The organism is Sorangiineae bacterium MSr12523 (assembly GCA_037157775.1).
GTDB lineage: Bacteria > Myxococcota_A > Polyangia > Polyangiales > Polyangiaceae > Pendulispora > Pendulispora brunnea.
The window spans coordinates 11,480,973-11,506,802 of record CP089982.1; the positions used below are offsets into that span (position 1 = coordinate 11,480,973).

Here is a 25,830-nt window from a genome sequence, read left to right on the forward strand (position 1 = left end):
CTAGCGATCCCGCCCGCGGGCGGACGCAGAAGGCGCCGCCGACGCTGCCCCCGCCCCTGCATGCGACGCCGCCCCCGAAGGAGCCGCGGACGGCGGCGGAGGCGGCGAAGGCGGCGGGCAGGCATTGCGAACCTTGGGCGAGACGAACGCGGGATCCCACTTGATGGTGGGCTCGTTGATGCGGAACGCCGCACACGCCCCTGCCGCCGCCGCGGGTGCATCCAGCGCGACGTACGCATCGAGCAGCGCGCGATGCACCGACCCGAGCTGCACCTTCGTTAGCTCGCCGCTTCCCAAAATGCGATTGCCCCGCGCCACGACCTCGACGTAGCGCCCCGCGCGCAGATCGGCCAAGAGCAGCGGAATTTCCGCATCGGCATGGCGCTGCGCATCGAGCGCACGCCCCTCGGCACTGCGGCCTTGCTCGAGCCCCGAGTGCGACTCACGCTTTCCCTCCTCGGTCAGCGTCAAATCGAGAATCGGCACCAGCACCACCTCGCCGCGCTTCAGTGGCACCGCCCCGGTCGACGAGGCCTTGCGCCCGTTGTACGCCTCCAGCTCCCACGCTCGATTGGCGTCGCCCATGTAGCGGTGCGCAAGCTGGTCCATGCGATCGCCGTCCGCCGCGATGACCGTCAACACGTAGGGGATCTGAATCTCCTGCCCATCGACCGGCGGAATCCAGGCCACGCCGTGATTGATCCGCGCCAGCACGTCGGCGCGCTTGCCGTCGCCGAGCCACTCGAGGGCCAACGTGATCCACGTCTCGTTCGCGCTCACCCGGTGGAAGCCGGGCGCGGGGATCTCCAGGCGCATCCCTGGGACGGGCGCACTTCCGCCCTGCACGTCGAGGAAGTTTGCACCTGCAAGGACCGTCTCCATCTTCGCGTTTCCGTAGACGCGCTGGGCGATGGCCGCGAGCGTCTCCCCCGGGCGGACCACGTGGGAAAATGCATGCGCCGTCGCCGGCGCTGCCATCGCCATCGCCATCACGGCCAGCGCCCCGAAGCCCCTCACGGCCCTGCGTCCTTCGCGCCGCCCCCAGACAGCCCACTCAAATCCATGGTGGCATCCAACAGGGCAGTTTCACCCGATGTAATGGTCACGGCTCGTTTTTGCATCGGTGCATTCGGATGCATCAAGGTGACATAATGCGTACCGGGCGAAAGGGGAATCGGCCGCGCAAACGGCGTCGTGTCGATGTGTTGACCATCGACGAATACTTCCGCCCACGGTGTGACCACCACCCGAAGTTGCCCCATATTCTCGGGAAAAAGCTCCAGCGGGCGATCGCCCGATTCGTTGTCGTGCACCCCGCGCCGTGAGAACTGCAGCGCGCCACCCCCAACGGCAATGAGCAACCCGATTACCGCAAAACCGATGAACGCGCGCCGCAACGGCGGACGTCGCTCCTCGAGCACCTGCGCCAAGGTGATGTCATCCGCCTCGTGCTCCTTGAGCAAACGGACCTTCACGAGCGCGCTGGTGACCAACTTGTTGCGCGGGCCACGAACCCGCGCGCGCACGAAGTCGTCCAGCGACTCCAAGACCGCGTGCGCCGTCGCATAGCGATCCGCCGGCAGCTTCTCCAGCGAGCGCATGACCACCGACTCGAGCGCGCGCGGTACGTCGGGCGCACGCACGCGCAGCGGCACCGCCGGATCGCGCCGCAATCGTGCGGCCCCCGCACGCCGGTCCGCGTCGCCGCGATCGAATGGACGCGTCCCGGTGAGCATCTCGTAGAGCACCACGCCCAGCGAAAATACGTCGCTGCGCGCGTCGACGAACTCGCCCAGCACCTGCTCCGGCGACATGTATGCGGGCGTCCCGAAAGCCTCGTTCTCGTCCGGCCGCGAAGGTGAAAGCCCGCGCGCGAGCGGCTCGTCGGCCGTGGGAAGGTGTTCGCGCTGCGCGATGCCGAAGTCCACGATTTTGACGTCGCCGCGCTTCGACAGGAGCACGTTCGATGGCTTGATGTCGCGGTGCACGATGCCGCGCTCGTGCGCATGCGCGAGCCCGCGCGCGATCTCCGCGCCGATGTGCGCCACCGTCTCCAGCGCCACGCGCCCCTTTCCTGCGCGCGAAATGAGCTCGGCCAGGCTGAAGCCCTCGATGTACTCCAGCACCAGGTACATCTTTTCCGAGGTCTTCACGAAGTCGTGGCACAGCACGATGTTCGGATGACCGAGCTCGCCGAGCAGCCGCGCCTCTCGCTCGAGGTGCGCGGCGAACGGCGACGCCGGCGAGATCGTCGGCTTGAGCGCCTTGATGGCCACGGTGCGGTCGAGCGAGGGCTGTGCCGCCTTGTAGACGGTCGACACGGCCCCGACGCCCAATTCTTCGAGCACGCGGTAGCTCCCGAACAGCGGGAAATCTTGTCCGCGCTCACCGCTGGACATGCACGCTCCTCACGTCAACGCTGAAGCAGCGGAATGCCGGTCATCGGTCCAGGTTGCGCCACGCCCAACAACCCGAGCATCGTTGGGGCCACGTCGCAAATGCGCCCGCCCTCGCGAATGCGCGCCGTGCGATCGGCGTCGTTCACGTAGAGCAACGGCACCGGGTTGAGCGTGTGCGCCGTATGCGGCTCGCCCGAGGCAGGATCTTTCATGAGCTCGCAGTTGCCGTGATCCGCCGTGATGATCACCGCACCACCGCGCGCCCGCGCCGCATCGACGATGCGACCGATGCCTGCGTCCACCGTTTCGACGGCCGTAATCGCCGCACCGAGGAAACCGGTGTGGCCGACCATGTCCGGGTTGGCGAAGTTGACCAGGATGAAGTCGAACTTCTCACTCACGATGGCTTGCTCGACGGCCTCCGCGACCGCGCTCGCGCTCATCTCCGGCTTGTGGTCGTAGGTCGGCACGTCCTTCGGCGAGGGGATCATCTTGCGCTCCTCACCCGGGAACACCTCCTCGCGGCCGCCGTTGAAGAAGTACGTGACATGCGCGTACTTCTCCGTCTCCGCACAACGGAACTGCGTGAGCCCCGCCCGCGCGATCACCTCCGGGAAAATCTCGGGGTACGTCTCCTTGGGGAAGGCGATGGGCAGGCCGAGCTTCGAGTCGTACGTGGTCATGCACGCGTACTCGGTGAAGGGCACCTCGCCACCGCGATCGAACGCGTCGAAGTCCTTCATCGCCAGCGCGCGGGTGAGCTCGCGGGCGCGGTCGGGTCGGAAATTGAAATGCAGGCCCACGTCGCCGGGACGCACACCGGCGTAGTCGCCCACCACGATCGGCTCGACGAATTCGTCGGTCTTCTTGGCCTCGTAGGACGCGGAAACACCTTCCAGCGCCGTCGCAAAACGCGGAGCCGAAGCGGAAACGATGGCGCGGTAGGCGCGCTCCACACGCTCCCAGCGATTGTCGCGATCCATCGCCCAGTAGCGGCCGGCCACCGTGCCGATGACGCCGGCGTTCGTCTCCTTCAACTTGGCGTCGACCTGCGACAGGTAGCCCGGCGCCGTTCCCGGTTGGACATCACGCCCATCGAGGAAGGCATGAACCACCACGCTCACGCCAGTCGCTGCCGCCATGTCGATGAGCGCCTTGAGATGTTCGAGCGAACTGTGTACTCCACCATCGGATACGAGTCCGAAAAGATGCAGGCGACCCTTTTGCGCCCGTGCGCGCTCGAGAATGTGGGAAATCACCGGATTGGACGCCAGCGTCTTCTCGTAAACGGCCTTGTCGATGCGGGAGATGTCCATCATCGCGATGCGGCCGGCGCCGAAGTTGAGGTGGCCCACTTCGCTGTTGCCCATCTGTCCGGGAGGAAGCCCAACGTCGGGTCCGCTCGTGCCGATGAGGCCATGGGGGTAATCGCGGTACAAGGCGTCGAGCACAGGCGTCTTGGCCAGCCGCACGGCGTTGTCCTCACGCTCGGCGCGCTCGCCGAAGCCGTCGAGAATGACGAGCACGAGCGGACGCGGGCGCTTCGCGGAAACGGACGAAATCTCGTTGGACGGTGATACGCTTTTCGATGGGTTGGTCATGGCGATGGTAAAAAAAGGGATGAGGGGGAGTTTCCTGCTGGCGCGAGAGTCAACCACGCGAGCCGAAAAGGCGCAAACGACCATCTTCCTTCCAGTCGCGGATCGCTGACCATGCCCTGGGTCGAGGCCTCGTTTCGCGGACAGAAAGTCATGGCGCGCACCAAGGACGATGGTGCGTTCGATGTGCGAGAAGGTCGCGTGGAGATTCGCTACCGGCCGAGCGATGCGCGCGCCTACCGCGCCTCCTTGGGCAACCTGACACGCATTCCGGGCGCAGAATTGCTGCCCGACGACGCGTGCGTCTCCGGAGCCTACGTTCCCCTTCGCACGCCGAGTGCGCCGTCGATCAAGGCGGCCGCACCGGTGGTTCCTGCGGCCACCGGCGACGGGCGCGCCTGGATCGCGTACACGGACGGCGCGTGCTCGGGCAATCCCGGACCGGCGGGTGCGGGCATCGTGCTCATCAATCCGGATGGAAAAATGTCGGAGAGCTTCGAATCGCTCGGCGAGGGCACGAACAACGTGGCCGAGCTCACCGCCATCCTGCGCGCGCTCGAAGCGGTCCCCAAGACCGCGAGCGAAGTCATCATTCACACCGACAGCCAGTACGCCATCGGCGTGCTGACGAAGGGCTGGCGCCCCAAGGCGAACCAGCAGCTCATTGCGGACATCAAGCGCACGCTCGGAGAGCACAAAAACGTGCGCTTCGTCTATGTCCCTGGCCACGCCGGCGTCCCGCTCAACGAGCGCGCCGACCAACTCGCGCGCGAAGCGATCCGCACCGGCAGCACCCGCCGCCTGGCCCCACTCTGACATTTCTTCCCCCTCCCGATCCCGATCCCGCTCCCGAGCACCCCAAAAGGCGGGAGCGGGAGGGGGAGCGGGAGCGGGCATGGTGGATGGCTTTGGGTGTACTCTGGGCAGATGGGAACGATTTTTCGATCCGGCCTCTTCGATGGCCACGTGGCCGTCGTGACGGGCGGTGGCAGCGGCATCGGTCTCGCCATTGCGACCGGACTCGGGGAGCTGGGTGCCAAGGTCGCCATCCTCGGACGAAAGGCCGAACGCCTCGAGGGCGCGAAGAAGGAGCTCGAGCAGCGCGGCATCGCCGTGCACGCCGCCGTGTGCGACATCCGCGAGGTCGAGCAGATTGCCAGCGCGGTCGATGGCATCGCGGCCGCGTTGGGGCCCGCGACCATTCTGGTGAACAACGCCGGCGGGCAGTTTCCCACCACAGCCGAACAAGTCACCCCGCGCGGGTGGGAGGCCGTGGTTCGCAATAACCTCAACGGTACGTTCTTCATGACTCAAGCGGTGGCGACGAAGCACATGATCCCTGCACGCCGCGGGCGGATCTTGAACATCATCGCCAACGTGCGCCGAGGCTTTCCGGGCATGGTCCACACGGGCGCGGCGCGCGCGGGTGTCGAGAACATGACGAAAACGCTCGCGGTCGAGTGGGCGCAACACAACATCCAGGTGAACGCGATCGCGCCGGGCGTCATCAAATCGAGCGGGACGGATCAATACCCGCCCGAACTTCTCGAGTTGAGCCGTTTACGAACCCCCATGAAGCGCCACGGCAGCCCGGAAGAAGTTGCCAACCTCGCTGTTTACCTCGCGTCGGACGCCGCATCGTTCGTCACCGGCGAAACGTGGTACATCGACGGCGGGGCGAACCTCTGGGGCGACAACTGGACCATCCCCGACCCCACGTGAGACGCAATGGAGGAACTGCGAACGGAGCCGCGGACTGATCTCGACGATCGCACGGACATCTCGCTTCCGCCGAATCCGACGCTCCCGCTCATCGACGCCGACACTGATGAGCCGGACAGTGTGCCGCAGCGCTCGTTCGTACGTTCCGCCCGCACATTTCTACGCGATTATTTCCTCGGCGAAGAGCCCACGGTGGGAGCCGCCCTGGTTCCATTTTGCTTTTTGTCGATTCTGCTCTTCACGCGGCACCCGCTCAAAACGAATTTCATCTTCGACGAGCAGGAAGCCATATTGGCCAATCCGTACGTGCGCAGCATCGCGGAGGCCAATTCGAAGTTGCACTGGCTCGACGCCTTTCGCCGCGATTTTTGGGGTCTTCCGCACGATCGCAGCATTGGTTCGTACCGGCCCATTCCCGATTTGATATGGCGGGCCCTCTGGGGGCTCGGTGCTCGGGACCAGACACCGTTTTTGCATCATTGGGTGAACGTGGTGCTCCACGCGCTCAATGCGGCGCTGCTCACGGTCATCGTCAGCAAGGTCACCAAAGATCGCGCGCTCGGGTGGCTGTCCGGCCTCGTGTTCGTCGCGTGCGCCGTGCTCACGGAGGCGGTGAGCGGCGTGGTGGGCATCGCCGACGTGCTCGGTGCGCTCGGCGTGCTCCTGGCGGTGGCCGCGCTCGCACTGCCCATGTACTGGATGGTGCCCGCCGTGTTCTTGGCCACACTGTTCGGGCTCTTTTCCAAGGAGAGTGCGCTCTGTGCAGTGCCGCTGGTGCCGTTGGCCGCCCTGTTCCTGTCGCGGTACGTGCACCCGGTGTCGCCACGCGCGGGCCTGCGCACGGTGCTTGCGGGATTGGCCACGGTGGCCGCGTTCGTGCTGTACGTCGAATCGCGACGGCGTCTGTTCCCGGCGCCGCTCGGGCCGGAGATCAGTGCCGCGGCCAATGCGAACAAGCCGTTCTTGCAGCGGACCTTCGCGGCGCTCTTGCGCTGGTATGCGCAGCCGATTTTACCGCGCGATCCGCTGAATAATCCGCTCATCGAGGCGACGCCTCCCTACCGGGTCGCCGCGGGATTGCGCATTTACGCCGATGGGCTTTCGCAAATCGTATTTCCGCGGACGCTGTCGGGTGATTACTCCGCGCCGCAAGAGCCAATTCCGAGCACCTTGGTGTTTCCAGCCAGCGTCGCCGGGGCGGTCGGCATGGTGGCGCCCCTGCTGGCGGCGCCGGTCATGGGCATCGTCGCGTGGCGTCGTGCGCACAAGTGGCGCACGGAAACGGGGTACCTCGATTCGCCGCACATCGCGCTGGTCATGGGGCAGAAGTCGGGGCTGCTCGCGCTGCTTGGCGTGGCGATGGTTTGGGTCGTGGTTTCGTATTTCCCGGTGTCCAACATTCCAATCTTGCTGCCCACGGTGCGCGCGGAGCGATTCTGGTATTTCCCGGCGCTCGGAACGAGCATCGCCATCGCGGCGGTGTTCATCACCGTGGGGCGCAAGCTGCGCCGGACGCGCCTGGCCTGGGCGACGACCGCGGTGCTCCTGGTCTTCCTCGTCTTCCAGGCCTACGCCGCGCGCATGCACGCGAACGACTACACCGACGATCTCGTGTTCTGGAATGCGACCCGGCACGCCGTGCCGCGCAGCGCCAAGGCGCATCTCAATTATTCCGTCATGCAGGGCGCACGCGGCCGGCTGGAAGAGCGCCGCGCGGCCAATGCGGTGGCGCTGGATCTGGCCCCGACGTGGCCCATGGCCAATGTCTATTTGGGCGACACCCTCTGCCGCATGCACCGCGCCGACGAGGCGTGGCCGTATTACAAACGCGGATTCGAGCTTTCCCCGAACGATCAGAATTTGATCGCCTTGGCGATTCAATGCCTTTGGGACGAAAAGAAGCTCCAGAACGAATCTTCGCTCATCCGCAACGAGCTGGAAGACTTGGCCACGAAGCACCCGGGCACCTGGGTCTCCTACTTGGCACGCGACACCATCGACAACGGCGAGAGCCACGAGGGGGTCGACCCGCAATACCGGCCGCGCGGATACAATCAGGGGCCCAAAGAAGAATAGCCGTTACCGGATCATTCCACCGCGGGGGATGGCGCGCGCTTCTTGTGTCGGCTCGAATGGCGGGACGGCTTGGCAGGCTTCGGTGCGGGAGCGTCGGCGGTGAGCGACGCCGGTGCGATGGCCGCGGGTGCCGGATTCGCGGGCATGGCGGGGCGCACGTCCTCCTGGGGAGCGGGCGGCGGTGTGGATGGAATGCGCGATTCGCGGACGGCACCGCCGCGGAGGAGAACGATGACCAAGCCGCTCAGAATGCACAGTGCGAGGAGGGCCGCCGTTCGGGCGATCGCAGGAACATGGATCCGCCTCGTCAGCGCTCTCCGAAAGGTCGAACGCGACAGTTTCACGGTCGCCTCGAGCCGGCGGGACGCGGCGACGTCGGGGCTGGGCAGCGGAAGGGCACCTGGGTACAACGCGGTCATCGACTCATTGCCGTCGTAGCCGCCGACTCGATGCAGCGGCTCATGCGGGTTTCGCTTTTCCGGCATCCGCGTCGTGAGGTCGGCATCGATGTCTTGCGCCACCGGCGAATGCGAACGCGCGGGCATCGAGCGAAAGTGAGTCGGCATGGCTCCCGCGATGCTGCAACCGTCGCGCCAGCTACCGGCCGCCTCGCGAATCTGACCTTCGCCGGCACGGGCGCACGCGCGATTCGCGCATTTCGCGGGGCCTGATGCTCTCACGCTTCGCTATATGTCGCCTTCGTTCTCCGGACATTCCACAATCCAGGAGGTTCCGACGATCCACAGCCCCCGTGGCGCGTGCGCCCATATCCGGGGATGCCGAAAGGCGGCTCGCGCTGGTCGGCTCTAGCTCGCCTTTCGGTGCCGCTCGTACAGATCGTCGCGCCAGGCGATGAGGTCCGCATAGTCGCGGGCGACGCTTTCCTCGGTCCAGACGTCGCGAATGGCGGGCGGGAGGCGCAGGTACAGATCCGACACGGGGAGAACGCCTTGGAGGAGCGTGGCCATGGCGATGTCGGCGTAGGTGAATTGGCCGAGCAAATAGCGCTTGTTGCCCTTGAGGCCCTCGCGCAGGGTATCCAGGGCCGAGCGCAACTGCATCCCGTTGGTTCCGATCCCGTCGGAGCGCGTTTGGTATTTGCGCTGCAGATGGCGCACCACCAATCTGGCCGTGGGCCGCAGCAGCGCGCGCGCCCACGTGGGGACGAAGGGTGGCGCCTGGGCGTCGAGCGACTTCGGGTTCTCCAGCATCCGCGCGAGCACGCGCGGACGGACGCCGCCCATGCCGCCATCGGCCACTTGGTTCCAGTGGCGAACCTCGCCCTCGAGCGAAGAGGGCACGAGCTTTTCGCGGGCGCCCGTTCGATCGGCATAGAGCGCGATCTCCCACGAATCGCCGTACGCGCTGCCATCCGCCGCCAGCACCGGCACGGTGATGCGCTCCTTTTGCCGGCCCAAAAGGCGCCTCAACTGCCATTCGCCCAACAGGGGAAGATGGCCCACCGTGTTGTAATCCAGACCATGGTGATCGAGCGCCCAACGCGCCCGCTCGGACCACGGCGATTCATGGATGACGAAAAGGCGTCGCACGGCGCTCATCGTACCGGGCGCAGGTCCTCGCGCAAACTCCCGTCGGCGCGGCGATCCTTCAAGCGCGCGAGCCGCGTGAAGCGGCGATCGAACGCCTCCTGCGTCAATCCGTATTTGGTATACGCCTGAACCAATTCGTCGATACCCGCCTTGACGTTCCATTTCGCCTGGAAGGACGGCATCGCTGCACGAATGCGAGAGAAATCCACCCGGTACGACCGTGGATCCGCCCCCGCTTCGCCGGTGATGGCCAGCCGCGCACCCGGAACTGCGGCAATCACCGCTTCGGCAATCTGCGCGACGGTGAGGTTGTTCTCCTCCGTGCCCACGTTGAAGGCTTTGCAATGCACCGCCTCCCGCGGCGCATCGAGCGAGGCCAAAAACGCCGCCGCGATGTCCTGCGCATGCACGAGGGGCCGCCACGGCGTCCCGTCCGAGAGCACGCGCACCTCGCCGGAGAGCACGGCGCGCCCCACCAGGTTGTTCACCACGATGTCGGCCCGCAAGCGCGGCGAAAAGCCGAAGGCCGTCGCATTGCGCAGGAAAACCGGGGTGAACGAGGCATCGGCCATGGCGACCAAATCGTCTTCCACGCGCACCTTGCTCTCCGCGTACGGCGTGACGGGCCGCAGCGGCGCATCCTCCGTCACCAGCGCCTCACCGGCTGCACCGTAGACCGAACAGGTGGACGCATAGAGAAAGCGCGACACGCCCGCTTCTTTGGCAATCCGGGCCAATTGCACGGAGGCCTTGTGATTGATGTCGTAGGTGAGCTCGGGCGCGAGGGCGCCCAGGGGATCGTTCGACAGCGCGGCCAAGTGCGCGACGGCATCGAAGCCGGCCAGGTCTTTCGCCGTGAGGGCCATTCCCACATCGCGAAGGTCCACGGAAAAGCCATCGGGATCCGCCGGCGCGGGTCCAATCACGCAATCGGCGAACAGCCCCGAATCGAGGCCTCGGACATCGTGCCCTGCGGCCCGCAGCAGCGGGGCCATGACGGTGCCGAGATATCCCTGGTGACCCGTGAGCAGTACGCGCATTGGCTTTCTTCGTCTTTCCTTGCTGGTTTTGCTCGCCCTTCGTACCACGTCGACTAGAAAACGGGGCATGCAACGGCTTTTGGTGGTAGGCGCTTCCGGGCTCGTGGGAGCCGAACTCGTCCGCCGAGCGAGGGGGCGCGACCTCGAGGTCGTTGGCGCGGCACGCACGGTGGCGTCCGAGGCCACGGTGGCCCTCGATTTGGGCGACCGCGCAGCCGTGCGGCGCGTCCTCGAGGAGACGGAACCGGATGTCGTCATTCTGGCCTCCGCATGGCCGCACGTCGACGGCTGCGAAAGCGATCCGCAGCGCAGCCAGCGAGAGAACATCGAGACGTACCGCAACGTCGTCGAGGCCTCGGCGGGCTCGACCCGCCTGGTCTTCTATTCCACCGACCATGTCTTCGACGGCGAAAAGGACGGCCCGTACACGGAGGACGATCGCCCCAATCCGCTGAACGTGTATTCACGTCACAAGCTGGAGGCGGAGCAGCTCATTCTCGGGCACGGGCGCGCGCTGGTCGTGCGCACGGGCTGGGTCTTCGGGCAGGAACTGCGACGTAAAAACTTCGTCTACCGCGTCATCGACGTCGCACGCCGCGGCGAGGTGTTGAAGGTGCCGCCGCGGCAAGCCGGTTGCCCGACCTTCAGCGGATGGCTCTCCGATGCGACGCTCACCTTGCTCGGGCAGGGCACGGAGGGCGTGGTGCATCTCACGGGCGGTGAGCCGCACACCAAAGCGCAATGGGCGGAGACGATTGCGCGGTCGCTCGGGCTCGAGCTTCGCATCGAGGAGGTCGACGCCGCCGCCTCGGGACAAGTCGCCCCCCGCCCCGAGCGCGTCGTGCTCGCGAGCGCCCGGCACACGCTGGCGCAGCCGCCCGTGAAGGGCATTCTGCGGGCCGAGCGGCAGCGCCTTTTGTGTTAGACAGCGTCTCCAGGAGTACCTATGGCCAGTACGCTGAACAAGTTTGATTCTTGCCGCATCTGCGGATCGACCGAGCTTCACGACGTTCTTTCGCTCGGCGACATGCCCCCCGTGAATAGCTTTTTGCGTCACGAGTCGGACGCCACGGTCGAGAAGAAATTTCCTCTCGCCATCGTGTTCTGTCCGCGGTGCACGCACGTTCAAACGACGCACCTGCTCGATCCGAAGGACATCTTCGAGGACTACATCTACTTCTCCTCGATGTCCTCGACGGTGGTGCGGCACGGCCAGACGCTCGCCGCACGCTATGCGAAGGAGCTCGGCCTCGGTGCGGGCGACTTGGTGGGCGAGCTGGCCAGCAACGATGGCTGCATCCTCAAGGCCTTCCGCGAGACGTGCCGCGTCTATGGCGTGGAGCCGGCAAAGAACATCGCCCAAGTGGCCAACGACGAGGGCATCCCGACCCTGCCCGAGTTCTTCAACTCGACGACCGCGCGCAAGGTGCGCGACGCCCAGGGCCCCGCGCGCCTCATCATCGCGCGCAACGTCGTGGCGCACGTGCCCGAGGTGGTGGACTTCATCCGCGGCGTCGCCCACTGGCTCGCCGACGACGGCATCTTCCACGTCGAGGTTCCTTACCTCGTCGAGATGGTCGACAAGGTGGAGTTCGACACCATCTACCACGAGCATTTCAGCTATTACTCCGTCACCGCGCTCGACCGGCTTTTCCGCGAGGCGGGCCTGGCCTTGTGGGACGTCGAGGAAATCGGCTTGCACGGCGGCTCCCTCATCGCGCGCGGCAAGAAGGCCGGCACCGAGCCCACGGCCAACGTGACGCGCTATCTGGAGAAGGAGCGCGCCGAAGGCTACTTGACCATCGCACCGCTCCAGCGCTTCGCCGAGCGCACGCGCGCGCTGCAGACGCGCATTCCGGAGTTTCTCCTTTCGCTCAAGAAGGGTGGAAAAACCATTGCCGGCTACGGCGCAGCGGCCAAAGGCGTCGTGCTGGCCAACTACTGCAACGTCGACAAAGACTTGCTCACGTTCGTGGCCGACCGCAGCCCGTACAAGCAGGGCAAGTGGATGCCCGGCGTGCACCTTCCGGTGGTGTCGCCGGATCACATCTTCGAGGCGAAACCGGATTACCTCTTCGTGCTGGCGTGGAACTTCTTCGACGAGATCCGCGAGCAGCTGGCCCGTTACGAAACGGAGCTCGCCGGTAAATTCGTGCTTCCCGTGCCCGATCCGCGCGTGGTGGCCACCGCCCCGGCTACGGCGGCGAGCCCGGAGACGAAGAAGTAGTAGTTCATGCACATGAATCGGTTGAACAAGTAAAAGCAGAACACGGCCAAGGTCGCCGCCAGCGCAAAAGCATAGGGCGTGCGCGGCGCCTTCCAGGCCGCGAACACCGAGCTGGCGGCGGCGATCACCAGGCCCGGCGGCGTCTTCGTTTGGCTGATCCCGAAGTGCCGCGAGAGCCACGACATGGGGCTCAGCGCCAGGGGGCGGGGCGGGTAAACGAGGAAGTGATCGCTCAGCCAATATTTGAGCGCATGAAAGTCCAATAGCGCGAAGGGCACGAGTGGCGCCCCCGCAGCCGCAAGCAAGGCGACCCACTGGCGAAGGTCGAACTGGAGAAGGAACGCCAGCGGGAGAAACCAAATCATGGATTGCTTGCTGCTGATGGTCAGCCCCACGCAAATGGCGGCGAGGTAGCGCCGGCCGCGCACGTGCGCGAGCACGCCCAGCGCGACGAACATCAGCGGGTAGATATCGTTCCACGCGCTCTCGAGAAAGAAATACGTCTTCGGCGCGAGGCAGATGAGGTACGCGGGCGCGTCCTCCAAGAGCGAGGGAGCATCCGGCGTGCGCTGCCGCACGATGCCCCGCATCGCCACCGCGGTGATGCAGAATGCGATGAGCATGCCCCAGCGCACGTCCCCGCCGAGCAGCAGCGCGATGGCGCTGAGAATGCCCGGCGTGGGCGGATAGAGAAACGCAATGAGCGGATTGCCCGGGCGGCTCTGATCCTCGATGTGGACGTTCTCGAGGATGTACGGATTCTTCCCGTGCAAAAGCGCGCGGGCGCCCTCCGTGTGGCACCAGAACATGTCGACCTCGGGGTTCGGCGATAGGTGCAGCACGCTGATGCCGCCCGCGAGAAACATCGCGAGAAAAATCCCGAACCGCGCGGTGCTCCACATCGCAGAATCACGCTTGCCCGTCCAAATGCCCGGCACGTAGCTCAAAAGCAGCGCAATCTGCCCCATTTGCAGGATGGCGATCAGCGTGGTCGGGCCCCGCCCGTGGATCAAAAGACGCCGGTCACCCGCCGTGGCTGCGCAAAAGACGATGAAGGCCGCCGTCAGCACCAGGAGCGGCACGCGCAGGCCGTCGTCGCCAAAGGGCCGGCTCGCGCCGAACAGCTTTCCGAACATGACCGCCACGAGCCCCAGGCTGAGCATCACCATGAGCAGCGCCGGCTCGGCCAGCGGCCCGTCGTAAATGCCGGCGGTCATCAAGTTCACGATGCCGATGACGTAGGTAAATCCAAAAAGGAAAACCGTCTCGCGCGGTGCTGTGGGAAGGGCGGTTTTCATGGCGCCAGCAGCGGGTAGGCGAAATCCTTGGGCGCGACAATCGCGGGATGCACCGGCCATGGAATACCGAGCGCCGGATCGTCATGGCGAATCCCGCGCGCGGTTTCCGGGGCGAAGAATTCGCTAATTTGATAAAGAATCACGGTTTCATCTTCCAGCGTCTGAAAGCCGTGGGCAAATCCTTCCGGCACGTACAATCCGCGCAGGACGTCGGGCGACGATTGCAATGTGACGGATGTCCACTGCCGATACGTCGGCGAGCCCTCGCGCACGTCGACGATGACGTCGAAAATCGAGCCCGCGATGCAGGTCACCAACTTGGCTTCTTCCGCAGGCGCGACTTGGTAGTGCATCCCTCGCAGGGTGCCGCGCTTCTCGTTGTACGAGACGCTCGTCTGCGAAAGGCGCGGGTTCAGGCCGTGCGCGGCGAATTCGCGGGCGCACCAGGTCCTCGCGAAGAAGCCGCGCTCGTCCCGGTGGCGGGTCAGCTCGACGAGGTACGCGCCCGAAAGGGGAAGCGGGACGAACTGCATGGCCGGCTCACGGCCCCTTTCCCGCGCCCGGCGAGACCGGCGGCACATTGGACTCGCTCGAAAGCGCCGTGTCGACGACGTAGAGCGGCAATGCGATGGAGTCCTTGTAGACGCGCGCCAGATAGATGCCAATGAAGCCGAAGGCGAGCATCGCCCAGCCGAGCTCGAAGGCCACCAGCGCGAGAAGGCACCGCTCGATGCGCGCGCCCGACGGCCCATCGCCCGCGAAGAGCATGGCCAGCGCGAGCACCATGTTGAGCGGCACCAGCGGAAAGCCCCAATAGGCCAGAAGGCGCAAGGCCAACGTCGACGAGGTGAGCACGCCGGAAAAACCGAATCGCGCAGCGCCGATCAAGTTGTAATGCGTTTTGCCGACGATGCGCCGTTCGCGCTTGTACGGAATGCCCTCGCGCCGGAAGCCGACGAAGCCCACCTGGCCGCGCACGAAAGGGAACGTCGAGCGCGTGGACAGCGCCACGTCGCGCACGCGCTTGTCGACGAGGAAGAACTCGGCCATGTCGAGCACGATCTCGTGATCGGCGATGCGGTGCATGACCCGGTAAAAGAGCTTGCGCCCGAGGTGCATGAGGAAAAATTCCTCGCGCTTGTCGCGTAGGCCGTACACGATGTCGACCCCCGAGAGCCAGCGGTCGACGAAGCGCGGGATCATCTCCGGCGGGTCCTCGCAGTCGACGTCGATGTTGGCGATGGCATCGCCGCGCGCGTTCTGCATGCCGCACGTAATCGCCGCCTGGTAGCCATAATTGCGGCTCAACGTGAGGTAGCGCACCCGCGGATCCTTGGCGGCAATGCCGCGCACGATCTCGAGGGTCGAATCGACGCTGCGGTTGTTGATGAAGAGCAGCTCGATGCGAACCTTCTCCTCGAGCGGTGCCACCGCTTTGACGAGGCGCTCGTAGAAGAGAGGAACGCTCTTCTCCTCGTTCATCACGGGGCAGACGATGGTTAGGAGCTTCCTCCCGTCATTCATCGTGATTTTTCCAGGTGCGCCAGGGCGCGCGCGGGCCGGCCCAAAGGTCGTTGAGCATGTTGTATTCGCGCATCGTATCCATCGGCTGCCAGAAGCCGGTGTGTGCGTAAGCCATCAATTCGCCATCGCGCGCGAGCCGCTGCATCGGCTCGCGTTCGAGCACCATGCCCGGGCCGCCTTCGAGGTAGTCCCAAATGCGACGCGCATCGCAGACGAAGAAGCCGGCGTTGATGAAGCCCTCGCTGGCCTGCGGCTTCTCGTTGAACTCGCGCACGCTGCCCCCATCGAGCACCATCTCGCCGAAGCGCCCCGGCGGCCTCGCCGCGGTGACCGTACAGACTTTGCCGTGCTGCCGGTGAAATTCAATGAGCTTGCCGATGTCGATGTCACTCACGCCATCGCCGTACGTGAGAAGAAAGAACTCGTCCGCATCGAGGTACCGACGCACCGCCGCGACGCGCCCGCCCGTCATCGTGTGCTCGCCGGTTTCCGCAAGCGTCACATTCCACGCCTCCGACACATGCCGCCCGTGAAACTGGACATCGTGTCGCTCGCCCAGGCGAACGGTGAGGTCCGTGGTCATGGCGCGGTAGTTGAGGAAGAACTCCTTGATGAGCCAGCCTTTGTATCCCAGGCAAAGGACGAAGTCGTTCACGCCATGCGCGGCGTAGCTCTTCATGATGTGCCAGACGATGGGCTTACCCCCGATGGGAAGCATCGGTTTGGGCAGGACCTCGCTCGCCTCGCGAATTCGCGTTCCCTGGCCGCCGCAAAGAATGACCGCTTTCATGGATGGGCACTTATTACGCCAGGTCGGGAGGGAGGTACAGCAAGTGCAAATTACGCAACGACTCGCCCTGGCTGGCCGAATAGCCAGGTATGAAGGTCCTCCATTCCCGGTACGCCGAGGTTACTTACGCCTGTGTCATTTCCACTCTGGCGGTATTCGCTGCCTATGCCGGGGGTTGCTCGTCCGACTCGGGCGGAGAGCCGGTCGACGCGGGGACCGATCGCGGGAGCATCGTTCCACTGCCAGACGCCTCGGGGCCTTGCGACCTGACAAAGCCGTTCGGGGCGCCGATTTTGCTGGACGGCGTCAATCTCCCGGCGACGGAGTCGGGCACGCTCTCGCCCGACGAACTGACCTTCTACAGCATGAGCAAGAGCTCCGGCCGGTGGCACATCTACGCGGCGACGCGCCAAAGCTTGGATGGCGCGTTTGGTCCACCCAAGCTCTTCGAGGGGATCCGGCCCAGCGGCGAATTGCCCGAGGACTTCGATCCGTTCCTCAGCTTCGATGGGAACCAGTTCTTCTTTTCCTCGATCCGCGAAGGCGCCGGAACGCCCGGCGACTTCGACATCATGGTGGCGACGCGGCCTTCGCCGGGCGCTCCGTTCGACCCGCCGATCGGCATCGGCACGATCAACACGGCAACAGGTGTCGAGCGCTCCCCAGTTCCCAACGCCAACAACAGCGTTCTGTACTTTTCGGGGATGGTTCCAAACAACACGGCCCCATCGCGCGTCTACAAGTCCGTCCGCACCGGGGCGGAATTCGGCTCACCGGAAGTGATCGACCTCGGGGCGACGACGGGCGATGGGTCGCCCGTCCTGGATCAGAGCGATCTCACGATGTTTTTTGGCTCTTCGCGCACCGGCAGCCAACAGGGCGACGTCTGGGTCGCCAAGCGCCAAAACGTCACGGGCAAGTTCACGGGATCCACGAACGCGGCCGACGTGGCGGCGCTCAACAGTGATTCGAACGATACGCCTCGATGGCTCAGCGTCGACGGGTGCCGCATTTATCTCGCGAGCGATCGCCCCGTCCCCAACGATGCGGGCACGGGGCGCTTCAACATGTACGTCGCCACACGGCCTAAGTAGAGACGGCTGCGAGCCACTCGGCTTCGGCGCGTAGCCCCTCGGCCAACGTGACCTTGGGGGCGAAGCCGAGAAGGGTGCGCGCGCGCGTGGTGTCGGCCCACGTGTGGTTCACGTCGCCCAATTGCTTGTTGCCGTGTTCGACCTTCAGCGGGCCGACCACCTCGCCGAGCGTGGCGAGCACTTGGTTCACCGTGACGCGGGAGCCGCCGCCGATGTTGAACACACCGCCCTCGGTCGCGTTCATCGCCGCGATGTTGGCGTCGACGATGTCGGCCACGAAGGTGAAATCGCGGGTCTGCTCACCGTCGCCGAACAGCGGGATCTTCTCACCGCGCCGGGCTGCCTGAATGAACTTGTGAAACGCCATGTCAGGCCGCTGGCGCGGTCCGTACACGGTGAAATATCGCAGCGACGTCGTGGGGATGCCGTGGTTCATGCGATAGAGCTCGCACAGGTGCTCGGCGGCAAGCTTCGTCACGCCGTACGGTGAAAAAGGTCGCGTGGGGCTCGACTCGCGCATGGGCAACTCGTCGATGTTGCCGTAGACCGACGACGACGACGCGTACACCACGCGCCGCACCGGACTACCGCGTCGAGACTTCACCGCCTCGAGCACCCGCTGCGTGGCGAGCACGTTGTCGCGAAGGTACGCATCGAAGGTGCGCCCCCAGCTCGCACGCACGCCGGGCTGCGCCGCTTGATGGAAGATGACCTCGGCGCCATCGAACACCGGCTCGAGATCCGCCGTGGCAAGGTCCACCTCGGAGAGAGAGAACCGGCCTTCGTCGCGCAGGCGCTCGAGGTTCTTCTCCTTCGCATCACGCGAATAGTAATCGGTGAAGCGATCGATACCGACGACCTCGTGACCAAGCGCCACGAGCTTCTCGGACAAGTGCGACCCCACGAACCCTGCTGCTCCAGTGACGACGATGCGCATCTTCGCGCAAGCCTACTCGGGCAGCCGTCGAAGCGAAAGCCGTGCTAGTTTCCCGGGCCCGAATCATGCGACGCCGTTCGAAAGCTCGTTCTTTGCTGATTCCGGCCATCGTCGCCGTGTCGTTGGGCACGCTTTCGTCGTATGGCTGCTCCAGCGATGGCGCGCAACCTCCCGCCGATGCCGGCCAAGACCGTGGGACCATCATTCCACCCCCCGCCGAATGCACGACCATCCCCAACTTGGTGGCCTGGTGGAAGGGCGACGGAAGCAGCACGGATCAAACGGGCAAACACGATGGGCAGTGGGGTGCCGTCGACGCGGGCAGCGCCGGGGGCGGCCCCGCCTATGCCCCCGCCGAGGTCGGACTCGGCTTCCTCTTCAACGGGGCGACCTACGTGGACGTGCCCCCGGACCGCGCACTCGACTTCACGACCGACGTGAGCGTCGATGCGTGGATCAAGATCAACCCGGGGACGCTCAACGAAAAGGGAGGGCGCATCATCGACAAAGTGGGCAACCGGCTTGGATACGCCTTCGACGTTCACGGTGGAGGATTGAGGTTCTTCGTCGGCAACGCCACGGGAGCCGGCGGTGACGTCATCACCGAAAAACCCCTTCCGCAAGGCGAGCTCATTCACGTTGCCGCCGTCATGGGCGCTGGACTCGCCACGGTCTACGTGAACGGCGCCGTGGGCGCGGCCAAGTCGATCCCTCAGGCCTCCCCGAGCGACGCCGCCCTACGCATCGGAGCCGCCTCCACCGAGAACGCTCCGTTCAACGGCATCATCGACGAAGTGGCCTTGTATTCCAGAGCTCTGACGGCAACGGAGATCGCAACGTTGTTCGCCCGAGGCCCGAACGGACGCTGCCCTTGAACGCTGAAACCGAGCAAGTCCGCGGGCCTCGGCCCTTGCGAGAGCGCATCCACCATCGCGTGAGCGCGTTTCGTGCCCAGCTCGACGATCGCGGGGCGCGATTCCGATTCGCGGCGTGGATGGCCATGGTGCTCATCGTCGGAATCGCGACGTGGCAACTCATCGGTCCGATGTTCAAGGACCTCGGTGCCTACGGCCTGCATGATTGGGAAGCGCATCTCGCGTACCGAGCCATCGTTCCCGTCTCCATGCGCTATCTCGAGGGCCCGTGGTGGCATCCGTGGTTCTGCGGCGGCGCACCCGCATGGGGGTATTCGGAGTCGGCGCCCTCATTGGTCTCTCCGTATCTCCCGTTTTATCTTTCCCTGCCCGTCCACGTCGCAGCCAGGTTCGAGGTACTTGGCCAAACGTGTTTTGCCTTCATCGCGTCGTACCTCCTGGCGGGCCGTTTTACGCGCACAATCGCGGTGCGCGCACTCGTTGGCATTCTGTACGGCCTCAATGGCCGCTGGGCGCTGCAGGCAACCACGGGTCACACGTGGCATTTGCAATATGCGCTCTTGCCGCTTGCGCTGTACTTGTTCGACACGGCGCTCGAGGACAAGAAACTTCGCTACGCTATTTACGCCGGAATGTGCCCCGCCCTGGCGATCTATTGGGGCGGGGTCTATCCGGCACCGCACATCGCGCTGATTCTCAGCTTGTACGCCGTGGGAATGGCATTGGCGCGACTCAAACTCCGGCCATTGTTGGCCCTCGCCATCACGGGCAGCACGGCCTTTGGCTTTGCGGCGCCCAAGCTTCTTCCGGTCGCAGACTTCATGTCGCGCTATCCGCGAAAAACGGAAACCGGCATATGGGAATCGACCAATCTTTCCCAAACCTGGGAATTTCTCACCAACCACGGGCAATCTTGGACGAAATTCCCATTCAACACGCCCACGTGGGCTTGGCACGAATACGGATTTTACATCGGGTACGCCGGTGTGGCGGTGATGGCGCTCGGTGCGTTGTTGGGCCTCGAACGGCGCGCCATCGTCCTCAAGATCATTGGGATCTTTCTCTTTGGTTGCGCGTTCGGTGGATTCCACGCGCGGGCGCCGTGGACATTGCTCCACGAGATGCCGGTCTTTTCATCGCAACGGGTCCCTTCCCGTTTCATGGAGCCCGCCGTTCTTCTTCTTGCCGTGGCATTTGCATCCTTCGTCGGACGCCGCTTCGACGCACTCGTCACGCGCCGGCCTTGGCTCGAACTCGCGCTCCTCGTTCCCGTTCTTGTCATGGCGATCGACATCTCGGGCGTGGGTGCGAAATCGACCGATGGATCATTTTCGAAGCAGATGGTCGACGTCCGTCCTCCGAGCCGAGAATTTCATCAAGAGAAGAAGCCCCACGGACGATACGTCCCTTACGACTGGGACAGCTCGGTGCTCATCGCCATGCGCGAAAACACGGGTACCGTCGATTGCTACGGTATCGGTGATATCGACAAAGGCGCCATTGCCAAAGGTACGCCGGGCTACAAGGGCGAAGCTTTCTTCCGCAACGCAGCCTCGGCCGTCGTGACCGAGTGGTCACCGAACCACGCCGTCGTCGAATACGACCACGCTACCCCGGGCGATCTCCTCTTCTACAACATGAATTGGGATTCCAGCTGGAAGGCCAACGGCGTCCCTGCGCTGCGCGTGGACAACCTCGTTGCAACGCGCGTCGAGCAAGAGCACGGGCGCGTGCTCTTTCGCTACTACCCGCGGACCCTACCCCTAGGCCTCGCGCTGTTCTTGCTCACCGTGCTCGCCTGTTGGTGGCGTCCTCTCTGGGGTCTCGTCCTTCACGCGCGCAGCCTCATGACGCGCGCGGACGGTACACTGCAACCCCACAGTACGGGTCCTCGCTGATCGTTCGAAAGCGCACGAACCCGCGGTCGCGGAGCAATGCCTCCACTTCGTCCTGCGACGCGATCCACTTGTGCCACTCGACGACGACGGATGACGTCTTGTCGAGAAGCGCACCACACGTGCGCAGAACTTCGCGCTCGAAGCCTTCGACATCGATCTTGAGCACGTCCACCCGAACATCCCCGGCGTGCTGCATCCAAGCGCTAGCCACGTCGACGGTCGGCACCGTCACTTCCTTGATGCGTCCCTTCGAGGGCACGTCGGGGTTGAGGACGGGCTGGGCCGAGCACGAGACATTCGACGGATTCAAGTAGAACGTCGCCTCTTTGACGTCGCTGGGATACCCGACGATTCCCCAGAGCGGCTTTACGTTCGCGAGATGGTTATGGTCGACGTGCCACCGAGTCTCGTCGGTCATCGAACGATTGCCATCGACGGCAATTCCCACGAGATCACGCCGGCCGGTGAGTTCCACCGCGAAAAGAGGGAAGTATCCGACGTTGGACCCGAGATCCACGAAGCTTCTCACGTCCAAACCTTCGAAAGCCTCACGATAGATCTTTCGTTGGAAGATCTCGTCGGCCATGAGAAAGCTCTCCAAATAGCGGACGCGATACTCGATTCCCGACTTGGGAAGACGCCGCTTGATAGGGCGGACTTTCAGCGCAGCACTCGTTAGTTCCTGCAAGCGAAACGTACGAATCGCACGGTGAACCGCGGGCTGGGCGGCAAGTCGGCTGATCCAAGTGGGCTTCTCGTCCTTGGGCACTCCAAGCATGTGCTCACCCTTATCACGGTCTTGCTCGGCGCGTTCGCCTCGTCCGAATGGAAGGCCCGCTTCTCACCCGACAGCGCAAGCGTTAAAATTTCCACATAGCAAGCAACTCAGTGCACGGTGGGCCGATCCTCGTCCACGCCGTTCGAGTGTTGCGCGGGTTCCAAGAGAGCTCGCACCTTCTGCATGACGTCCTCGACCGACACGGTTTGCGCAGGCACATTGGCGATGGTCTCGGCGGGCCGTCCGGCAAATACGTCTTTGCCGTTGTACACCGTGAACATGGGAATGCTGTAGAGGGAGGGCGCGACCACCTCCACGCGCGACGCCACCGGTGCGAAGAGGGTTGGGGTATCGCCGAAAAATAGGCCGACGATGGGCGTGTCCGTCAGGCAGGCGAGGTGCATGGGACCGCTGTCGTTGGTCACGAGTAGCGAGGCAATCGAAAAGAGCGCCGTCAGCTCCCGCAAGGAGAGCTTGCCCGCAAGCGAGAGCACTCGCCCATTGCGTGCATGTGAGCGCACTCGGTTCACATAGTGCTCCTCGGATTTTGCACCGATGAGAATCACGTGCGCGTCGGGGTTTTCCGCAAGGATGCGATCGGCCAATTCGCCGTAGCGCTCTTCGGGCCACTTTCGCACCTCAGGAGCGAGGTCGACGGACGAATTGGGGTTGAGCACGATGATGTCGCCATCGACGGAGTTCTCTCGCAACAACGCCTGCACGCGCTCCAGCTCCTGCGAGCGAATTTCGATTTGCGGATACTTGTACCGCTTTCGAAACTCGTCGAATCCCACGTAATAGAGATCCCCGGTCCGAAGCAGATAAACCAACGAGAGGAAGATATCCTTCGTGTGAAAATAGTGGTTGTACGAGCCAGGAATGTCGAGGAGCGTGCGGCGCCAGTGCTCCTGAGTGAGATAATAACCGGCACTTTGCTTGATGCCGGCCAGATTGGCGAGCACGAGGGGGAACTTCGCGAAGAACTCGAGGTCGAGGGCGAGATCCACCTTCTCGCGGCGCAGCGTCGCTGCGACCTGGAGGGTCGACGTCGTGAACGCCTGCAAACTCGAGGTGTCGATGAAAAGGGCGCGGTCGGCCACGCGCAAGATCTCGAGAATATCCTTGTTCGACTTGAACGTGACGAAGAGGATTTCGGCGTCCGGAAAGCTTTCACGCAGCGCCGCTAGAGCAGGGGACGCGACGACGATCGACCCGAAGCCGAAGAACTTCATCACGGCAATCTTCTTGAAGCTCGGCAGGGCACCGTTGTTCTTGCTTCGCTCGAGAAGAGAGAGGAGCCGCTTCTTGTACGCGAGGGCATTGCACGCGAGGTTGCCCACTCTATCGTCGATCCACCGCATCAAACTGACGTTGAACATGTGCTCCTCGTGGACACCCAGTTGCGCGGGATTATCCCAAGACCTTGCGAAGTTCTTCGGCGAAAACGGCAGCCGTTCCCCTTTTGCTCACGGCGATACCTGCTGCTTCATTGGCCACGGCCACCGCCGTCTCGAGGGAAATGCCAGCAGCCAGCGCCAAGCCGAGGGTACTTACGACCGTATCGCCTGCTCCCGTCACGTCGAAGACCTCGCGCGCCGTGGCCTTCAGGTGGAGAGGCTCCCGTTCCGGCACGATGAGGGTCATGCCCCGTGCACCTCGTGTCACCAGAACCGCCCCACCCGCGAGGGATGCGAGCAACGAACGACCGGCCGCAATGACGTCCTCGTCGCGCGTCGCCGCGATCCCGGTGGCCGCTTCGAGCTCGTTCAGGTTGGGGGTCACGAGCGTCGCCCCACGATATGCGGAAAAGTCGCGTCGTTTGGGGTCCACGACGACGGGTTTGTTGCCCGCTGCCTGGATGACCGCAGCGCACAATGCCGGTGAGATGACGCCTTTGTTGTAGTCCGAAATAATGCAGGCATCGTGATGCGCCATGGCCTGCACACACCGCGCGGTCAGTTCCTCCCGGACGGACTCCGAGAGAGGTTCACGCGATTCATGGTCAATCCGCACGACTTGTTGCCCGCGCGCGATGATGCGCGTCTTGTGCGTGGTCGGCCGCGCGGTGTCGGCCACCGTCGCCGACAAATCGACGTCGCTCGCGAGGAGTTCGCGCCGCAGGATTTCTCCCTCGCGATCCGTCCCCACGACCCCCGCGATCGATGGGCGCCCACCGAGGCTTCCAACATTGGTCGCCGTGTTTGCGGCGCCACCTGCGCGGTAGGTCCTGCCCCGTACCTCGAGCACCGGTACGGGCGCTTCGGGGGAGATACGCAGCACGTCGCCATCGACGAATTCATCGAGCATGAGATCGCCGATGACGAGCACACGACGTCCCGAAAGCTTGGTCAGGTCGACCATGGAGGTAGACACTAGCATCTCTCGCCTGCGCCGCCGGAGCTAGCTTGCAGCCAGAAAAGAGCGTCCTTCCACGTCCCGAGCTGGAACGAGCCGCAGCCCGCAGCTTTGCCCGCCGCCACATCGCTCGGCTTGTCCCCAACGAGGAGCGATCGCGCCAGATCGAGCTGGTGCTCCTCGGCCGCGCGCAAGAGCAGCCCCGGCTGAGGCTTTCTGCAGATGCAGCCGTCATCCGGACCGTGGGTGCAGTAATAAGTTGCGTCGAGCACGACCCCTTCCGCCGCGAGAAGTTCGGCCATTTTGGCATGCACGCTGGCCAGTTGGTCGTTCGAGACGATGCCCCGCGCCACCCCGGATTGATTGCTGACGACGACGAGCACATAGCCCATGTCCCGGGCGGCCTTCATGGCGGGAACCGCCCCCTCCACGAGCTGCACCTCGCGCGGATCGCGAGGGTACCCCGTGTCGACGATGATCGTCCCGTCGCGATCGAGAAAGAGCGCCCTATGAGCCATCGAGGAGGCGGGCGAGTGTGCTGGTCGATGACCTGCCCGGGATGAGCGGGAGAAACTCCACGCGCCCACCATACGCCGCCACGGTCGCCGCTTCCGGAATGGGTGCGCCGTTCGGCGGGGCGTAGTCGGCCCCTTTGCAATGGACGTCCGGTTGAACGAGCGACAGGATCCGCTCGGGCGTTGGTTCGTCGAAGACGAGCACGTAATCCACGACCTCCAGGGCGGTCAGAACCTCGACTCGCTCGGCAACGGGAAACACCGGTCGAGCGTGGACCTTGGCCGCCTTGGCCACGCGAATAGCCTCGTCGGAATTGACCCCCACGACGAGCACGGTGCCAAACTTCCGCGCAGCACGCAGCGATTCGAGGTGGCCGATGTGAAAAACGTCGAAGTTGCCATTCGTCCAAACGACCGTGTGGCCTTCGGCCCGCCAAAGGCGGCGGAGTTCCATCAGCTCGGCCAGATCGACTTCCTTCGCCGAACGCGAAACCTTCGGGCGCGACTCGACTTTCGGCTCGCCACGAGGCGCTTCGAGCGATGCCTCGAGCACCTCGCAGAGGATGTGGCCAATCGTAATGTGCAATTCTTGAATCCGTGCAGTGTCGTTCGACGGTACGACGAGGCACGTGTCGCATAGGGCTGGCATCTGCCCGCCTTTGCGGCCGGAGAGCCCCATCACGCGCATGCCCTTCTCACGAGCGGCATGGATGGCGGCAATGACGTTTGGCGAGGTGCCGCTCGTCGAAATCGCAACGGCGAGGTCGCCCTCCTGCCCCAGGGCACGAACCTGACGAGCAAACACTTGCTCGAACCCGTAGTCGTTTCCGATGGCCGTCAGAGCGGACGTGTCCACCGTGAGCGCAATGGCAGGCAACGCTTCCCGGTCCTTCACGAAGCGGCCAACGAGCTCGGCAGCAATGTGCTGGGCATCCGCCGCGCTACCACCGTTCCCAAACAGGAGCACCTTTTTCCCAGCGCGAAGAACCCCGGCAAAGAGCCGTATCGTCTCGAGCAGCTCCTGGGCCTGGGACTCGAAAAATGCGCGCCGGAGGCGCCCGCCTTCATGCAGGGCACGCGATGCAATGGCTTTCGCGATGACGTCGTCAGGTACCAGAGCTAACTGAGGCATGGATGGGGCTCGGGGCTGTGCC

General features: G+C 64.4%; 24 protein-coding genes. 8 read left to right on the forward strand and 16 right to left on the reverse strand.

Going from position 1 to position 25,830, the window contains the following annotated elements; translation table 11 throughout:
• Genes LZC95_45410 through gpmI form a run of 3 tightly spaced genes read right to left on the reverse strand, consistent with a single transcriptional unit; the run spans position 1 to position 4,000 of the window.
• The gene (locus LZC95_45410) at positions 1–1,017 is read right to left on the reverse strand and encodes a LysM peptidoglycan-binding domain-containing protein (protein WXA93680.1); all 1,017 of its coding nucleotides are present in this window, start codon (positions 1,015–1,017) and stop codon (positions 1–3) included.
• Positions 1,014–2,399 (reverse strand): serine/threonine protein kinase, encoded by a 1,386-nt coding sequence (locus LZC95_45415; protein ID WXA93681.1) that lies wholly within the window; start codon positions 2,397–2,399, stop codon positions 1,014–1,016. The genes LZC95_45410 and LZC95_45415 overlap by 4 nt, the downstream gene beginning before the upstream one ends.
• Positions 2,400–2,413: 14 nt before the next feature.
• Complete coding sequence (gpmI, locus tag LZC95_45420; protein ID WXA93682.1) at positions 2,414–4,000, reverse strand: 2,3-bisphosphoglycerate-independent phosphoglycerate mutase; 1,587 nt, start codon at positions 3,998–4,000, stop codon at positions 2,414–2,416.
• A 111-nt stretch (positions 4,001–4,111) separates the two neighbouring features.
• Between gpmI and LZC95_45425 the strand changes: the two genes are divergently transcribed.
• The 3 genes from LZC95_45425 to LZC95_45435 all read left to right on the forward strand — a co-directional run bounded on the left by LZC95_45425 (position 4,112) and on the right by LZC95_45435 (position 7,795).
• On the forward strand, positions 4,112–4,813 hold the full coding sequence (locus tag LZC95_45425; protein ID WXA93683.1) for a ribonuclease HI: 702 nt from the start codon (positions 4,112–4,114) through the stop codon (positions 4,811–4,813).
• 111 nt (positions 4,814–4,924) lie between these two features.
• Positions 4,925–5,719: an SDR family oxidoreductase gene (locus tag LZC95_45430; GenBank protein ID WXA93684.1), complete on the forward strand. Its 795-nt coding sequence runs from the start codon at positions 4,925–4,927 to the stop codon at positions 5,717–5,719.
• A 6-nt stretch (positions 5,720–5,725) separates the two neighbouring features.
• Positions 5,726–7,795, forward strand: coding sequence for a tetratricopeptide repeat protein (locus LZC95_45435; GenBank protein WXA93685.1), 2,070 nt, complete (start codon positions 5,726–5,728; stop codon positions 7,793–7,795).
• 11 nt (positions 7,796–7,806) lie between these two features.
• Here LZC95_45435 and LZC95_45440 read toward each other — a convergent pair whose 3' ends face one another.
• From LZC95_45440 to LZC95_45450, 3 genes are all read right to left on the reverse strand, one after another.
• Positions 7,807–8,361, reverse strand: a complete 555-nt coding sequence (locus LZC95_45440; protein ID WXA93686.1) for a hypothetical protein — start codon at positions 8,359–8,361, stop codon at positions 7,807–7,809.
• A gap of 240 nt (positions 8,362–8,601) precedes the next feature.
• Entirely contained in the window at positions 8,602–9,345 is a 744-nt protein-coding gene (locus LZC95_45445) for a glutathione S-transferase N-terminal domain-containing protein (GenBank protein ID WXA93687.1), read from the reverse strand.
• 5 nt (positions 9,346–9,350) lie between these two features.
• Positions 9,351–10,385 carry an SDR family oxidoreductase gene (locus tag LZC95_45450; protein ID WXA93688.1) on the reverse strand — a complete coding sequence of 345 codons (1,035 nt, stop codon included), beginning with the start codon at positions 10,383–10,385 and terminating at the stop codon, positions 9,351–9,353.
• Between the two features lie 67 nt (positions 10,386–10,452).
• Between LZC95_45450 and LZC95_45455 the strand changes: the two genes are divergently transcribed.
• Together LZC95_45455 and LZC95_45460 are read left to right on the forward strand one after the other, a co-directional pair.
• On the forward strand, positions 10,453–11,310 hold the full coding sequence (locus LZC95_45455; GenBank protein WXA93689.1) for an NAD(P)-dependent oxidoreductase: 858 nt from the start codon (positions 10,453–10,455) through the stop codon (positions 11,308–11,310).
• Positions 11,311–11,331: 21 nt separating this feature from the next.
• Positions 11,332–12,612: a class I SAM-dependent methyltransferase gene (locus tag LZC95_45460; GenBank protein ID WXA93690.1), complete on the forward strand. Its 1,281-nt coding sequence runs from the start codon at positions 11,332–11,334 to the stop codon at positions 12,610–12,612.
• Here LZC95_45460 and LZC95_45465 read toward each other — a convergent pair.
• Genes LZC95_45465 through rfbF form a run of 4 tightly spaced genes read right to left on the reverse strand, consistent with a single transcriptional unit; the run spans position 12,510 to position 16,224 of the window.
• Positions 12,510–13,910 carry a hypothetical protein gene (locus LZC95_45465; GenBank protein WXA93691.1) on the reverse strand — a complete coding sequence of 467 codons (1,401 nt, stop codon included), beginning with the start codon at positions 13,908–13,910 and terminating at the stop codon, positions 12,510–12,512. The two genes, LZC95_45460 and LZC95_45465, sit on opposite strands and share 103 nt — an antisense overlap.
• Complete coding sequence (gene rfbC, locus LZC95_45470; GenBank protein WXA93692.1) at positions 13,907–14,443, reverse strand: dTDP-4-dehydrorhamnose 3,5-epimerase; 537 nt, start codon at positions 14,441–14,443, stop codon at positions 13,907–13,909. The genes LZC95_45465 and rfbC overlap by 4 nt, the downstream gene beginning before the upstream one ends.
• A 7-nt stretch (positions 14,444–14,450) precedes the next feature.
• Positions 14,451–15,434: a glycosyltransferase family 2 protein gene (locus LZC95_45475; protein ID WXA93693.1), complete on the reverse strand. Its 984-nt coding sequence runs from the start codon at positions 15,432–15,434 to the stop codon at positions 14,451–14,453.
• Positions 15,427–16,224: a glucose-1-phosphate cytidylyltransferase gene (rfbF, locus tag LZC95_45480; GenBank protein ID WXA93694.1), complete on the reverse strand. Its 798-nt coding sequence runs from the start codon at positions 16,222–16,224 to the stop codon at positions 15,427–15,429. The genes LZC95_45475 and rfbF overlap by 8 nt, the downstream gene beginning before the upstream one ends.
• Positions 16,225–16,313: 89 nt before the next feature.
• Here rfbF and LZC95_45485 point away from each other — a divergent pair, with 89 nt between their 5' ends.
• Positions 16,314–17,318 carry a hypothetical protein gene (locus LZC95_45485; GenBank protein ID WXA93695.1) on the forward strand — a complete coding sequence of 335 codons (1,005 nt, stop codon included), beginning with the start codon at positions 16,314–16,316 and terminating at the stop codon, positions 17,316–17,318.
• On the opposite strand, the gene LZC95_45490 is transcribed toward LZC95_45485, so the two are convergent.
• Positions 17,311–18,255 carry an NAD-dependent epimerase/dehydratase family protein gene (locus LZC95_45490; protein WXA93696.1) on the reverse strand — a complete coding sequence of 315 codons (945 nt, stop codon included), beginning with the start codon at positions 18,253–18,255 and terminating at the stop codon, positions 17,311–17,313. The genes LZC95_45485 and LZC95_45490 overlap by 8 nt on opposite strands.
• A 65-nt stretch (positions 18,256–18,320) precedes the next feature.
• On the opposite strand from LZC95_45490, the gene LZC95_45495 reads away from it, so the two are divergent.
• Both LZC95_45495 and LZC95_45500 read left to right on the forward strand, forming a co-directional pair.
• Positions 18,321–19,130: a LamG domain-containing protein gene (locus LZC95_45495; GenBank protein WXA93697.1), complete on the forward strand. Its 810-nt coding sequence runs from the start codon at positions 18,321–18,323 to the stop codon at positions 19,128–19,130.
• Positions 19,127–21,028, forward strand: coding sequence for a hypothetical protein (locus tag LZC95_45500; protein ID WXA93698.1), 1,902 nt, complete (start codon positions 19,127–19,129; stop codon positions 21,026–21,028). Before LZC95_45495 ends, LZC95_45500 begins: the two co-directional genes overlap by 4 nt.
• Here LZC95_45500 and LZC95_45505 read toward each other — a convergent pair.
• From LZC95_45505 to LZC95_45525, 5 genes are all read right to left on the reverse strand, one after another.
• Positions 20,976–21,806, reverse strand: coding sequence for an FkbM family methyltransferase (locus LZC95_45505; GenBank protein WXA93699.1), 831 nt, complete (start codon positions 21,804–21,806; stop codon positions 20,976–20,978). The two genes, LZC95_45500 and LZC95_45505, sit on opposite strands and share 53 nt — an antisense overlap.
• Positions 21,807–21,913: 107 nt before the next feature.
• Positions 21,914–23,185, reverse strand: coding sequence for a glycosyltransferase family 9 protein (locus LZC95_45510; GenBank protein ID WXA93700.1), 1,272 nt, complete (start codon positions 23,183–23,185; stop codon positions 21,914–21,916).
• A gap of 31 nt (positions 23,186–23,216) precedes the next feature.
• Entirely contained in the window at positions 23,217–24,167 is a 951-nt protein-coding gene (gene rfaE1 / locus LZC95_45515) for a D-glycero-beta-D-manno-heptose-7-phosphate kinase (GenBank protein ID WXA93701.1), read from the reverse strand.
• Between the two features lie 11 nt (positions 24,168–24,178).
• Complete coding sequence (locus LZC95_45520) at positions 24,179–24,679, reverse strand: HAD family hydrolase (protein WXA93702.1); 501 nt, start codon at positions 24,677–24,679, stop codon at positions 24,179–24,181.
• Positions 24,669–25,808 (reverse strand): SIS domain-containing protein, encoded by a 1,140-nt coding sequence (locus tag LZC95_45525; protein ID WXA93703.1) that lies wholly within the window; start codon positions 25,806–25,808, stop codon positions 24,669–24,671. Before LZC95_45525 ends, LZC95_45520 begins: the two co-directional genes overlap by 11 nt.
• Between the last annotated feature and the right edge of the window lie 22 nt (positions 25,809–25,830).